14 protein-coding genes are annotated in these 13,315 nt (G+C 57.9%); 7 read left to right on the top strand and 7 right to left on the bottom strand.

Annotated features, from left to right (window positions below; all coding sequences use genetic code 11):
* Window positions 1-5: 5 nt before the first annotated feature.
* Together G6N80_RS10465 and G6N80_RS10460 are read right to left on the bottom strand one after the other, a co-directional pair.
* Complete coding sequence (locus tag G6N80_RS10465) at window positions 6-758, bottom strand: siderophore-interacting protein (RefSeq protein WP_165133599.1); 753 nt, start codon at window positions 756-758, stop codon at window positions 6-8.
* 145 nt (window positions 759-903) lie between these two features.
* Window positions 904-1,974, bottom strand: a complete 1,071-nt coding sequence (locus G6N80_RS10460) for a DUF475 domain-containing protein (RefSeq protein WP_062554959.1) — start codon at window positions 1,972-1,974, stop codon at window positions 904-906.
* Between the two features lie 467 nt (window positions 1,975-2,441).
* On the opposite strand from G6N80_RS10460, the gene rbfA reads away from it, so the two are divergent.
* From rbfA to G6N80_RS10435, 5 genes are all read left to right on the top strand, one after another.
* Entirely contained in the window at window positions 2,442-2,858 is a 417-nt protein-coding gene (gene rbfA / locus G6N80_RS10455; RefSeq protein WP_165133596.1) for a 30S ribosome-binding factor RbfA, read from the top strand.
* A gap of 7 nt (window positions 2,859-2,865) precedes the next feature.
* On the top strand, window positions 2,866-3,795 hold the full coding sequence (gene truB, locus G6N80_RS10450) for a tRNA pseudouridine(55) synthase TruB (protein WP_165133593.1): 930 nt from the start codon (window positions 2,866-2,868) through the stop codon (window positions 3,793-3,795).
* Between the two features lie 160 nt (window positions 3,796-3,955).
* The gene (gene rpsO / locus G6N80_RS10445; RefSeq protein WP_062554961.1) at window positions 3,956-4,225 is read left to right on the top strand and encodes a 30S ribosomal protein S15; all 270 of its coding nucleotides are present in this window, start codon (window positions 3,956-3,958) and stop codon (window positions 4,223-4,225) included.
* 305 nt (window positions 4,226-4,530) lie between these two features.
* A complete protein-coding gene (gene pnp, locus G6N80_RS10440) occupies window positions 4,531-6,666 on the top strand; it encodes a polyribonucleotide nucleotidyltransferase (protein WP_062554962.1) in 2,136 nt (711 codons plus the stop codon).
* A 179-nt stretch (window positions 6,667-6,845) separates the two neighbouring features.
* On the top strand, window positions 6,846-7,862 hold the full coding sequence (locus G6N80_RS10435) for a class I SAM-dependent methyltransferase (protein ID WP_165133590.1): 1,017 nt from the start codon (window positions 6,846-6,848) through the stop codon (window positions 7,860-7,862).
* Window positions 7,863-7,938: 76 nt separating this feature from the next.
* On the opposite strand, the gene fabI is transcribed toward G6N80_RS10435, so the two are convergent.
* The 3 genes from fabI to fabA all read right to left on the bottom strand — a co-directional run bounded on the left by fabI (window position 7,939) and on the right by fabA (window position 10,559).
* On the bottom strand, window positions 7,939-8,745 hold the full coding sequence (gene fabI / locus G6N80_RS10430; RefSeq protein ID WP_062554964.1) for an enoyl-ACP reductase FabI: 807 nt from the start codon (window positions 8,743-8,745) through the stop codon (window positions 7,939-7,941).
* A 4-nt stretch (window positions 8,746-8,749) separates the two neighbouring features.
* Window positions 8,750-9,973, bottom strand: a complete 1,224-nt coding sequence (gene fabB, locus G6N80_RS10425; protein ID WP_165133587.1) for a beta-ketoacyl-ACP synthase I — start codon at window positions 9,971-9,973, stop codon at window positions 8,750-8,752.
* A 70-nt stretch (window positions 9,974-10,043) separates the two neighbouring features.
* The gene (fabA, locus tag G6N80_RS10420; protein ID WP_062554966.1) at window positions 10,044-10,559 is read right to left on the bottom strand and encodes a 3-hydroxyacyl-[acyl-carrier-protein] dehydratase FabA; all 516 of its coding nucleotides are present in this window, start codon (window positions 10,557-10,559) and stop codon (window positions 10,044-10,046) included.
* A 289-nt stretch (window positions 10,560-10,848) separates the two neighbouring features.
* On the opposite strand from fabA, the gene irrA reads away from it, so the two are divergent.
* A complete protein-coding gene (gene irrA / locus G6N80_RS10415; RefSeq protein WP_165133584.1) occupies window positions 10,849-11,265 on the top strand; it encodes an iron response transcriptional regulator IrrA in 417 nt (138 codons plus the stop codon).
* Here irrA and G6N80_RS10410 read toward each other — a convergent pair whose 3' ends face one another.
* Window positions 11,266-11,922, bottom strand: a complete 657-nt coding sequence (locus G6N80_RS10410; RefSeq protein ID WP_062554968.1) for a trimeric intracellular cation channel family protein — start codon at window positions 11,920-11,922, stop codon at window positions 11,266-11,268.
* 159 nt (window positions 11,923-12,081) lie between these two features.
* On the opposite strand from G6N80_RS10410, the gene G6N80_RS10405 reads away from it, so the two are divergent.
* Entirely contained in the window at window positions 12,082-12,537 is a 456-nt protein-coding gene (locus tag G6N80_RS10405; protein ID WP_062555447.1) for a hypothetical protein, read from the top strand.
* Here the strand turns inward: G6N80_RS10405 and G6N80_RS10400 are convergent, their stop codons facing one another.
* A complete protein-coding gene (locus G6N80_RS10400; protein ID WP_165133581.1) occupies window positions 12,538-13,311 on the bottom strand; it encodes a YdcF family protein in 774 nt (257 codons plus the stop codon).
* Window positions 13,312-13,315 lie beyond the last annotated feature (4 nt).

Genomic DNA, 13,315 nt, shown 5'->3' with positions numbered 1-13,315 from the left:
GAAAGTCAGTCATCGACGTGATCGTGACCGCCGTTGCGACCGGGGCGCCAGTAACCTTCTGATGCGATCCGATCCCGGCTGAAGCCACGTTCGATGAGATAATGGCGCTGGGCCCGCACATTGCTGGTCTCGCCGATGATGAGAGCCTGCCCATGTCCGTCAGGCAGCGCAAGCGTGCTCAACCGATCGATCATCACCGAGCTCGGGCCTGCCTTGCCGCGTGCGATCCACTCGATCGTGACTTCCCCTTGCGTCTCGAAATCCTGTTTCCAGCTATCATCCTCGATCTCGATGAAAGCCATCGCTCGTGCGCCGGTCGGCAATGTCTCGAGAATGTGCAGGATGCCGGGAATGCAGGTTTCATCGCCAGTCAGCAGGTGCCAATCGGCATCCGGCCTGAAAACCACCCGTCCGCGCGGCCCCTTTACCTCGACCTGATCGCCCGGCTTTACGCTTCGGGCAAAGTTGGGACCGACGGAATTACCGTGCAGAACGAAGTCCACAGAGAGGGTGTTGGCATCCCGGTCAACTGCGCGCACGGTATAGTGCCGGCGTCCATGGCCGCCTGCCGGATCATTCAAGAAAAAGACGATGTCCTGTCCAGGTTTGTACTCGAAACGGTCTATGTTTTCGACGCTGAACACAATACGCCGCATCTTTGGCGTCACGTCGAAGCTTTCAAGCACGGTGAGTGTCCAGGAGGGCAAATTGGGGCCTCGACGAGGCGTCTCTGTCACAGGGGGTGAAACTTGATCCATGGCAAATTCCTGAAAATTGAGAAGCAATCTGCCTCCCTGAATAGCGGTCAATTCCTGTATTTAAAAGTCATGTTTTATTACGGTTATGTCATGATACCTGCAAAATGAAACCGGGCCCATCAAGGGCCCGATATCGTGTCTGAACTCAAGTCAGTGCTTCGGCACCATGTGCCTGTTCACGTCGATTGTAGCGGATGGACGACCAGAGCGAGAGACCAATCAGACCTGCGCCGCCGAGACCGGTAATGACCTCCGGGATATGATACAGCGTCTGTACATACATGATGACCGAGAGGATCAGGATGGCATAGAATGCGCCGTGTTCCAGGTAGCGATACTCTGCAAGCGTGCCCTTCTCCACCAGCATGATGGTCATCGAGCGCACATACATGGCGCCGATACCGAGGCCGATGGCGATGATGAACAGGTTCTGCGTCAGGGCGAAAGCCCCGATCACGCCATCGAAGGAGAAGCTGGCATCGAGCACTTCGAGATAGATGAAGGCTCCGAGGCCACCTTTGGCCGCTTCGCTCATTGTCTTCTGGGACGCATCAAGAACGCCGCCCAGCACTTCCACCAGAAGGAAGGTCAGGAGGCCGTAGACTGCTGCATGCACGAAGGTCGAGGCATCGGCTTCCGGCAGCAATTGCGAGAACAGCATGATCAGCAGCAGGACGAAGGCGATCTCGACGCCCTTGATCGTCGCAAAACGTGCAACACGGCTTTCGAGAAACTCCACCCAGTGCACATCCTTCTCATGGTTGAAGAAGAAGGTGAGGCCGACCATCATCAGGAAGGTACCGCCGAACGCGGCGATCGGCAGATGCGCCTCGTGCATGATACGTGAATATTCTTCCGGACGCGATGCCGCCAGAACGATGGCATCAATGGGTCCAATGCCTGCTGCGATCACGACGATCAGTAGCGGGAAGACGATACGCATGCCGAAGACGGCAATCAGGATGCCCCATGTCAGGAAGCGCTGCTGCCACACGGGCGTCATGTCTTTGAGCTTGTTCGCATTGACGATGGCGTTATCGAATGACAGGGAAATCTCCAGCACGGCCAGGACCGCACAGATAAAGAAGACCGTGAGGGTTCCGCTCACGGTTCCCGTCGACTGCCAGCCGAGAACGCCACCCAGCACAAGTCCGACAAAGGTGACGATGAATGCCCATCGAAAATAACCGAGGGTGGAGGATGAGGAACTGCTCATGGCTGCACCTCCTGGCTATTCGCGAAGGAGGGCATGCAAAAAGTTGCGGGCACGCGCAGGGCGTCACCCGTCGAACGGATTGGATAGTAGGTCATGTTTGTTATCCGCCGGCTATGCTGCAGGCGGTACCGACATCGCGAGAGCGCCGTAAAAACTCTCGCCAGAGGGGCCCGGCACCAATGTTCAATCCCCGGCTTCGGTTTAGCCATGGGGGAGACAGCGGTTAAAATGGAGGATTCTCATAAAACGTCAAGTTCGATGTGCGACACGGTAACGCATCAGGTCAAAAATTCGTAGGGTTGGGTTATCGAAAAACTCAGCTCTTCGTGAACGCATGTCAGGCAGATTTGCCCGGAAACCTTGACGTTTGGCATCAAGCGAGGCATTGAGCACGCCTGCCCGCGCCAACCGGTCCGGATTCTGCTATTCTGGCATCTTGAGATTGGCCGAAGGAAAGAAAAACAACAATGAGCAAAGCAACTTCTTCAGCGCCTTCCCAGCGCATGCTGCGCGTTGGCGAACAGGTCCGTGCCGCTATCACGCAAGTCCTGCAGCGGGGCGAAGTGCGCGACGATATCATCGAGCGTACGGTCATTTCTGTTTCGGAAGTGCGCATGTCACCTGATCTCAAGATCGCAACCGCCTATGTCACACCGCTCGGCGTGTCCGATCATGCCAAGGTTATCGAAGCCTTGAACCGCAACGCGAAATTCATTCGCGGACGTATGGGCGGCGCACTTCGCCAGATGAAATACATGCCCGAAGTTCGCTTCCGCGACGATACGAGCTTCGACAACTACAAGAAAATCGATGAGCTTCTGCGCTCACCGGAAGTCAGCCGCGATCTCGCCGCTGATGCTGAAAAAGATGACGAAAACGAATAAGAGCAAGATGTCCAAACCGCGTAAACCCAAGGGCCGGGCCATTTCCGGCTGGCTCGTTCTCGACAAGCCCGTTGATTTTGGCTCCACCGAAGCCGTGGGCAAGATCAAATGGCTGTTCAACGCCCAGAAGGCCGGCCATGCCGGTACGCTCGATCCGCTTGCATCTGGCATGTTGCCGATCGCTCTGGGCGATGCGACCAAGACCGTGCCTTACGTCATGGATGGGCGCAAGATCTATGAGTTCACGGTTTCCTGGGGCGAAGAGCGCACGAGCGACGATCTGGAAGGCGAGGTGACGCAAACCTCTGACAAGCGTCCCTCAGAGGAAGAGATCCTGGCGCTGCTGCCGAATTATACGGGCGTCATCAGCCAGGTTCCTCCGCAGTTTTCGGCGATCAAGATTGCTGGGGAGCGCGCCTACGATCTGGCGCGTGACGGCGAGACGGTCGAAATTCCGTCTCGAGAGGTCGAGATCCACCGGTTGACGCTGTTGAAGGCGGAAAAAGATCGCGCCTTCTTCGAAGTCGAATGCGGCAAGGGAACCTATGTTCGTTCGCTGGCGCGCGATTTTGGCCGCGACCTTGGATGCTACGGCCACATTTCAGGCCTCCGTCGTACGTTTGTAGCGCCTTTCGCTGAAGAGGCGATGGTGCCACTGGCGGAACTGGTGGCTCTGGAAGAGATCGAGGACCGTGACGAGCGTCTGGCAGCACTCGACGCATTCCTCATGGAGACGAGCGAGGCCTTGTCTGCGCTGCCGCAGATCCGCATCAGCGATGATCAGGCCCATCGTATTCGCATGGGCAATCCGATCATTCTGCGTGGACGCGATGCGCCCGTCGATGAGCCGGAGGCCGTGGCGCTTGCCGGTGGCAAGCTGGTAGCAATCGGCGAAATCGGACAGGGCGAGTTCCGGCCGAAGCGCGTTTTCGCCTGATTTGCGGCAACTAACATAGCTCTTCCCATCAATGGCCGAATGGTTTATAGCCACGGCCAGCTAGGGTGCGCTTGTGCGTGCCCTTTGCGTTCATGGCCAAGGCTGGACGACATCCCGGCCTTTGGTGTCTTTATTCCTAAATTTCAGAAAGGATTGTCCGATGTCGATCACTGCAGAGCGTAAGGCTGCCCTCATCAAGGAATACGCAACCGTTGAAGGTGATACCGGTTCTCCGGAAATCCAGGTTGCTATCCTGACCGAGCGGATCAACAACCTCACCGAGCACTTCAAGGGCCACAAGAAGGACAACCACTCCCGTCGTGGCCTTCTCAAGATGGTCTCGAGCCGCCGTTCGCTGCTCGACTACTTGAAGAAGAAGGACGAAGGCCGTTACACGAAGCTCATCTCGAGCCTCGGTATCCGTCGCTAAGACCAGATTCGGCGGACGATCCAAAGGGTCGTTCGCCGCATTTCATCCGGGCGCAAGACCCGGAAACGGCCGCATGGATTGCGGCAGACTTGGCAGGCCCGGATCCGCCGTTCCTGCTAACTTAACCGATGACCTGTCATGGGGCAGGATTGCCGGATGCTTTCGCCAGGCACATAGTCTGGCTCATTGAAAGCCTCTTGTTGTCTTGCCCGTGATCTCGTCACACGAAGCGCTGGATGCGGCTTTCGGCATGCTCCCCTTGGCGGGTGAGGTGCAAGGCCGCCGCGCATGAAGGACTGAAAATCATGTTCAACACACATGCTGTCGAAATCGAGTGGGCAGGCCGCACGCTCAGACTGGAAACCGGCAAGGTTGCTCGTCAGGCGGATGGCGCCGTCATCGCCACCTATGGCGAAACCGTGGTCTTGGCGACTGTGGTCTCTGCCAAGGAGCCGAAGCCGGGCCAGGACTTCTTCCCGCTGACCGTCAACTATCAGGAAAAGACCTATGCTGCCGGCAAGATCCCGGGCGGCTATTTCAAGCGTGAAGGCCGTCCTTCGGAGAACGAAACGCTGGTTTCGCGCCTGATCGACCGTCCAATCCGTCCGCTCTTCCCGGAAGGCTACAAGAACGACACGCAGGTTGTCGTCACCGTCATTCAGCATGACCTGGAAAACAACCCGGACATCCTGTCCATGGTTGCTACCTCTGCTGCCCTGACGCTGTCCGGCGTTCCGTTCATGGGCCCGGTTGGCGGCGCACGCGTTGGCTACATCAATGGCGAATACGTTCTGAACCCGCATCTGGACGAGATGGACGAGTCGACGCTCGACCTCGTTGTCGCCGGTACATCCGACGCGGTTCTGATGGTTGAGTCCGAAGCCAAGGAACTCAACGAAGAAGTCATGCTTGGCGCCGTCATGTTCGGCCACAAGGGTTTCCAGCCGGTCATCGACGCCATCATCAAGCTGGCTGAAGTGGCTGCCAAGGAGCCGCGCGAGTTCGAACCGGAAGATCATTCCGAACTCGAAGCCGAAATGCTGAAGCTTGCCGAAGCCGAACTGCGTGACGCCTACAAGATCACCCAGAAGGCTGACCGCTACGCTGCCGTTGATGCCGTCAAGGCAAAGGTCAAGGCACACTTCCTGCCTGCCGAAGGCGAAGCCAAGTATGCGCCCGAAGTGGTTGCAGCCGTGTTCAAGCACCTGCAGGCCAAGATCGTTCGCTGGAACATCCTCGACACCAAGAGCCGCATCGACGGTCGCGACCTCGAAACCGTTCGTCCGATCATTTCGGAAGTTGGCATCCTGCCGCGCACACACGGTTCCGCTCTCTTTACCCGCGGCGAAACGCAGGCTCTGGTCGTTGCAACGCTCGGCACGGGCGAAGACGAGCAGTATGTCGACAGCCTGACGGGCATGTACAAGGAGCAGTTCATGCTCCACTACAACTTCCCGCCCTATTCTGTCGGTGAAACTGGCCGCATGGGCTCCCCGGGCCGCCGCGAAATCGGCCATGGCAAGCTCGCATGGCGCGCTATCCACCCGATGCTGCCCACGCCGGAACAGTTCCCCTACACTCTGCGCGTCGTGTCTGAAATCACCGAGTCCAACGGTTCGTCCTCCATGGCAACCGTTTGCGGCACCTCGCTGGCGCTCATGGACGCAGGCGTTCCTTTGGCCAAGCCGGTTGCCGGTATCGCCATGGGCCTCATCCTCGAAGGTGAGCGCTTTGCGGTTCTCTCCGACATCTTGGGTGACGAAGATCACCTCGGCGACATGGACTTCAAGGTGGCCGGCACCGAAGCGGGCATCACCTCGCTGCAGATGGACATCAAGATCGCCGGTATTACCGAAGAGATCATGAAGGTCGCTCTCAACCAGGCCAAGGGTGGCCGTAACCACATTCTCGGCGAAATGGCCAAGGCCATCACCGAAAGCCGTGGTCAGCTGGGCGAATTCGCACCGCGCATCGAAGTCATGAACATCCCGGTCGACAAGATCCGTGAAGTCATCGGTTCGGGCGGTAAGGTCATCCGCGAAATCGTTGAGAAGACCGGCGCCAAGATCAACATCGAGGACGACGGTACGGTCAAGATCGCATCTGCTTCCGGCAAGGAAATTGAGGCAGCCCGCAAGTGGATCCATTCCATCGTGGCAGAGCCGGAAGTTGGTCAGATCTACGAAGGCACCGTCGTGAAGACGGCCGACTTCGGCGCATTCGTCAACTTCTTCGGCGCACGTGACGGCCTCGTTCACATCTCGCAGCTGGCTTCCGAGCGCGTTGCCAAGACCTCCGACGTCGTCAAGGAAGGCGACAAGGTATGGGTCAAGCTGATGGGCTTCGATGAGCGTGGCAAGGTTCGCCTGTCCATGAAGGTTGTCGATCAGGCAACCGGCCAGGAAATCAAGAAGGCTGAAGGCGACGCTGCCGCTGAATAAGGTTTCTTCTTGAGACCATTCTTGGGGCGCGGGATCGTTTCCGCGCCCTTTTGCTATCCCGGAGCACGTCCGAGCAAAAATGCGTTAGCGGTTTTGCGTCCGGACTGCGTAGAAACAAAGACATAGAGCATAATCAATGATCCGGTTGACCGGAAAAGCTCTAAGACCCGGAACCCACCATGATCCGCGACGCCGCTAAAACACTGTTTCATCCCTTCGCCATTGGCACGCTGGACGCGCCGGGCGAGGGCAGCCGCTTCCTCTTTCTTGCTGCGGAAGTGGCGCCTCGTTTACCCGAGGACTTCAAGGCTGAGATCCTGAACATCCAGCCGCTTCGCCCTCTCTTTCGTCCCTTGAGCGCGACCGGTGCCCGTGTGGTTCCGGAAGTTGAAGGCGAGAACTTTGATGGTGCGCTGATCCTGTGCAGCAAGCACAAAGGCGAAAACGAGCAAAATGTTGCCGAAGCCCTGACGCGTGTGCGCGACGGCGGGGTCATTGTTCTGGCCGGCGCCAAGGAAGACGGCATCCAGCCGCTTCGCAAGCAGCTCGCCAATCTTGGCTTCGACGTGGAGCACATGCCGAAGTATCACGGGGTTGTCGCCTGGTTCACAAGACCGGCAGACGTTACGGCTGCTGTGGTCAAGCTCGCAAAGCAGCCGCAATTGATCGACAATCGGTTTGAGACCGTTGCTGGAACCTTCTCGCACGATCATGTCGATCCGGGCTCGGAGCTGCTCGCAAGCCGCCTGCCGCGCGATTTCGATGGAAACGCAGCCGATCTGGGCGCAGGTTGGGGCTATCTCTCGGTCATGCTCAAGGAAGCGTCGCCGCGTACCAATCGTATCGATCTCTTCGAGGCCGATCACCGTGCATTGGAGTTCGCGAAGCAGAACCTTGCGCGCGATTGCCCGGATCTCGCGACCCGCTTTTTCTGGCAGGATCTGGTGGCTGAGCCGATCAAGGAGAAGTACGATCTCGTGATCATGAACCCGCCATTTCATGAGGGCCACGCGGCCGATCCAGCCATCGGCCAGGCTTTCATCAAGGCAGCATCCAGCGCGCTGCGCATCGGCGGCCAGTTGCTGATGGTGGCCAACCGCGGTCTGCCCTATGAGCCGGTCCTGAAGGCAGAATTCAAGGAAAGCAGTGAAGTTTGCCGCAATGCCCGCTTCAAGGTGCTTCAGGCACGAAAGTAGGTCAAAGTCGCCATCGATTAGAAAAGGCCCCCGGATCTGATGATTCGGGGGCCTTTCTTGTTCGACGCTCGGTTTCTTACTCGGAGTCGGCGTTGCGCAGACGATCCAGATTGGGCAGCGAGGTGATGTTGTAGCCCGCATCCACGTAGTGGATTTCACCCGTGACGCCGCGCGAAAGATCTGACAGGAGATAGAGGGCGGAACCGCCGATATCCTCGATTGTCGCGGTGCGGCGGAGCGGCGAATTCTTCTGGTTCCAGGAGTAGATAGCGCGTGCATCCGAAATGCCAGCGCCGGCCAGGGTCCGGACAGGGCCAGCCGAGATCGCGTTGACGCGAATACCCTTTGGACCATAGTCTGCGGCCAGATAGCGTACGGACGCTTCCAGAGCTGCCTTTGCGACGCCCATGACGTTGTAGTTCGGGATAACGCGCACCGAGCCGCCATAGGTCAACGTCAGCATCGCGCCTTCGTCCGTCATCAGTTCTGCGGCGCGCTTTGCGATCTCCGTGAAGGAGAAACAGGAGATGACCATGGTCCGGCTGAAGTTGTCGCGCGTCGTATCCGCGTAAAGGCCCTTCAGCTCGTTCTTGTCGGAGAAGCCGATCGCGTGGACGATGAAGTCCAGCTTGCCCCAGCGCTCCTTGATGGCATCGAACGTGGCATCGACAGATGCCAGATCCTCGACATCGCAGGGCAGGACGAAATCGGAATTGACCTCTGCTGCCAGCGGCTTGACGCGACGGCCCAGCGCTTCACCCTGATAGGTGAAGGCCAGCTCTGCGCCCTGCGCCGAAACAGCCTTGGAGATGCCCCAGGCAATGGAGTGATTGTTCGCGACGCCCATGATGAGCCCGCGTTTTCCCTGCATGATACCGCTCATGGTCTTATCCGTTATAGCGCTGGAAGACGAGCGTGGCGTTGGTGCCGCCGAACCCGAAGGAGTTGGAAAGGGCAATATCGAATTTCGCATTGTCGATGCGCTGACGAACGACAGGCATATCGGCAAAATCTGGATCGATCTCTTCGATATGCGCGCTTTCACCAATGAAGCCAGCCTGCATCATCAGCAACGAATAGATCGATTCCTGAACGCCGGCCGCGCCGAGAGAATGGCCCGTCAACGACTTGGTGGATTGAATGTGCGGGATCTTGGAGCCGAAGACTTCGCGGATCGCTCCCATTTCCTTGGCGTCACCCACGGGCGTGGATGTGCCATGCGTGTTGATGTAGTCAACCTCGCCTTTAACTGTAGAGAGCGCCTGCCGCATGCAGCGGATTGCGCCTTCGCCGGAGGGGGCGACCATATCGTAGCCGTCGGATGTCGCACCGTAGCCGACCACTTCCGCATATATCTTCGCGCCACGCGCCTTGGCACGCTCCAGCTCTTCGAGAACGAGGACGCCTGCGCCACCGGCGATGACAAAGCCGTCTCGGTTGGCATCATACGCGCGCGAAGCAACCTCTGCGCGGTCGTTGTACTTCGTTGACATGGCGCCCATGGCGTCGAAGAGGTCGGACATCGTCCAGTCCAGATCCTCGTGGCCACCGGCAAACACCATATCCTGCTTGCCCCATTGGATCATTTCGACCGCATTGCCGATGCAGTGCGCCGATGTCGAGCAGGCTGAGGAGATCGAGTAGTTCACGCCATGCAGCTTGAACCATGTGGCAAGCGTTGCCGAAGCAGTGGAAGACATGGCCTTCGGCACAGCGAACGGCCCAATGCGCTTGGGGCTGTTGTTCTGGCGTACGATATCGGCAGCTTCAACGATCTGGCGGGTGGAAGGACCGCCGGAGCCCATGATGATGCCAACGCGCTCATTTTGCGCGTAATCGGCTTCTTCCAGGCCTGCGTCGGCAATCGCCTGCTTCATCGCAACATGGTTCCAGGCGCCGCCCTGGGAGAGAAAGCGCATCGCGCGCCGATCCACCAGTTCGGTCGGATCAAGGGTAGGCTTGCCCCAGACCTGGCACTTGAAGCCGTGCTCGGCAAAATCGCTGGAGAAGGTGATGCCGGACTTGGCATCGCGAAGCGAGGTGGTCACCTCATCGGCATTATTGCCGATTGAAGAAACGACACCCAAACCCGTGACAACTACCCGTCGCATGACAATGAACCTTTTGAAGTCGTTGAAAAAAGAAAGCCGACATCGCCGGCTTCCTGGCACTGGCCTGCAATCAGGCCGCCTTGTCCTTGGAAAGCCCAACACGAAGGTCGGTCGCCTGATAGATCGTCTCGCCATCGGCCTTCAGCCAGCCATCGGCGGTGCCAAGAACCAGACGCCCACGCATGACACGCTTGAAGTCGATGCCGTATTCCAGGAGTTTTGTGTGCGGGCGAACCATGCCCTTGAACTTGACTTCGCCGGTTGAGAGAGCCATTCCGCGGCCTTCCTCACCCAGCCAGCCGAGGAAGAAGCCGGTCAGCTGCCACATCCCGTCAAGGCCGAGGCATCCTGGCATGATCGGATTGCCCTCGAAATGGCACGGAAAATACCAGTCGTCCGGCCGCACATCGAACTCGGCGCGCAGAAAGCCCTTGTCGAAGGCGCCGCCTGTTTCGGAAATTTCCGTGATCCGGTGAACCATCAGCATGGGCGGCAGCGGCAATTGCGCATTGCCCGGCCCAAACAGTCTGCCGTGGGCGCACTCGATCAGTTCTTCGTATGTGTAGCTGGATTGTCTGCTGCTCATGAGGTCTTTCCGTTCCCCCTCGTCTTTGGTCCACAGCGTGTTTAAAGCAAGACCGCTGGAAAATGAAGCGCGAGGGTTAGGTCTCCTGCGGATAAGCAGAAGCTTTTCGCGCCATCTTGGTGGTCGGCATATAGGAAGCGGCACCGGCAAACCAGAGGCTTTGAGCGCATTTTTCGCATTTCGACCTAACAGGAACCTTAGAAGCGCCATTTCTCGCTATTGAAAGTAAGGGCTGCAAAAGTTATATCGAAAACTTGAGTACATTGGTCTTGATGGAGCAAGGCAACGAATGGCGGACGCCACAGTTCAAGTGGAAACAAGACTTCGCGCGTGCGGCTTGCGCCCGACGCGTCAGCGCGTAGCGCTGGCCGATCTCCTGTTCGCCAAAGGTGATCGTCATCTGACGGTCGAAGAACTGCATGAGGAAGCCTCCCAGGCAGGCGTGCCTGTGTCGCTGGCGACCGTCTACAACACGCTCCACCAGTTTACGGAAGCCGGACTGATTCGCGTTCTGGCCGTCGAGAGCGCCAAGACCTATTTCGATACGAATATCTCCGATCACCACCACTTCTTCGTCGAGGGACGCAACGAGGTGCTGGATATTCCGGTCAGCAATATCGAAATCGGCAATCTTCCCGAAGCACCCGAGGGAATGGAAATCGCCCATGTGGATGTGATCATCCGCCTGCGCGAAAAGAAATCCTGATTAATTCCGCTTTTTGGTTTTCGTCTTCAGCGCCTCGTCCGCGGGCCTGCCTGGACGCGGGCGATAGCGTGGCAGCGTCCATCCGAAATGCAGTGCACCTCCGCGAAGCGCAAAAGCGATGACGATGCCCGCTGCGGAACTGGCGGCCAGCGGCAGATCCAGCAGCTGTGCGGCTGTGAAGGCGCTGGCGCCAGCAAGTGCTGCCGTCACATAGATTTCAGGGCGCAGCAGAATTGACGGCTCGTTGGCAATCAGATCGCGCAGAATACCGCCGAACGTTGCCGTCATCGTGCCGGTAACGATGGCGATGGTTGGCGAACCGGTGGTCGCCAAGCCCTTGGCCGCCCCCATAACGCTATAGGCCGAGAGACCGATCGCATCCAGCCAGATCAGCAACTGGTAGCGCCATTCGATCATGTGCGCTGTCAGAAACACGATGATTCCAACTGCAACACAGATGAGCAGATAGGTCGGGTCAGCGACCCAGAAAACTGGCTTGCCGAGCACGAGATCACGCAGAGTCCCGCCGCCCACCCCCGTGGCCGCCGAGAAGAACAGAAAGCCGATGAGATCCAGTTGCTTGCGTGATGCTGCAAGCGCGCCTGTGGCGGCAAACAGGGCGACCCCTGCGTAATCCAGCAATCCGAGCAGAGCCATGGCAGGGCTTTCCCCTTAATGTTCACAAGCGTCGCACAAGTACGGCGCGATTATATGCGCGGCATCTGATTTTGATGCCGCCGTCCCGGCAGGTTTGTATGCCGTGAAAAAGCATCGGGGAAGTCGATCGTGGTAAAAAGCTTCAGCAATCTTTTCTTGATGTCATCGCTCGCTATCCTCATGGCAGTCGCGCCCTCGGTTGCCTCTGCGCAGCAGCCGTTGTTAAGTGATCCCGAGATCTACGAAAAGGATCACTACCGCAAGGAATGCCCCGGCGTTTTGTTCGGCGATGGCTTCATCAAGCGCTTTGACGTCAATAATGATGGGTTGATCGACGCAGTCGTCAATCATGGAGAAATGACCTGCAAGGGTCAGAAGGGCATTGGCTGCACCGAGGAAGGTTGCCCCAACAACTTCTATCTTCAGGTCAAGGAAGGCGGCTACTTCATGATCGCCACCGCCCAGATCTATGGCTATGATTTCGTCAAGCGGTTCGGCAACATGGTGTTCGTCTTCAAGATGCACCCGAAATATTGCAACCGTACCGAAAAGCCCGATTGTGAAATGACGGTCCGGATCCGCGGCGCGCAAATGGTCACGATCTCGAAGAAATAGTCAGCCGGTTCGCCCGGATAGCCGATAGGCGACGATCGCCAGCCATTCCCGGACCGCCGTTGCCATGTTCTGGGCATTCAGCGAGGGTTGGGTGAAATCGAAGCCGATCTCCGTCCTACCAGTCGTTCGGTAATCGACCGGGTAGGGAATAACGCCGATCCCCATTTTGGCAAAGAGCGCCGTGGCGCGTGGCATGTGGAAGGCGGAGGTCACCAGCAGGCAATCTGTCAGGCCATGCCGCTCTAATAGCTCCCTGGTGTTGGCTGAGTTCTCAAACGTATTGCGCGACGTGTTTTCCTTGATCAGACGGTCGGCGTTGATCCCCAAATCGGTAAAAAACCGTTCTGTCGCCTCTGCTTCACCTTCATAACGCCCGCTGAACGAACCATCGCCACCGGAAATGATCAGACTGGCTTGCGGGTATTTTAGAGCCAGTCTCACCGTCTGCGTATAGCGGTCCGCCGCTGCATTGAACTCTATGCCACCGCGTGCGTCCATCACGTCATTTTCGATCGCGCCACCCAGCATGATGATGCAGGAGACAGAGGCGGGGTCCGGTTGAGGGCGCAGTGCCTTGTTCTCGAGCCTTTGCAGAAGAACATTGCCGGTTGTCGTGTAAAGCGTCACGAACAGCAGAAGCGCAGCAAGGCTCGAAAACAGGAAACCGGATTTCCGCCAACCCGCGAGGCTGAGAAGCAGCGCCAGCAGGATCGCCAGGAACACAAGCGAAAGCGGCTGTGCGACCAGCCAGACGATCTTCGAGAGATAAAACATGAAC

The sequence above is a fragment of the Rhizobium rhizoryzae genome (assembly GCF_011046895.1).
In the GTDB taxonomy this organism is placed as follows: Bacteria; Pseudomonadota; Alphaproteobacteria; order Rhizobiales; family Rhizobiaceae; genus Neorhizobium; species Neorhizobium rhizoryzae.
The sequence above is the reverse complement of the archived record's forward strand: the minus strand, read 5'-3'. Positions and strand labels throughout refer to the sequence as shown.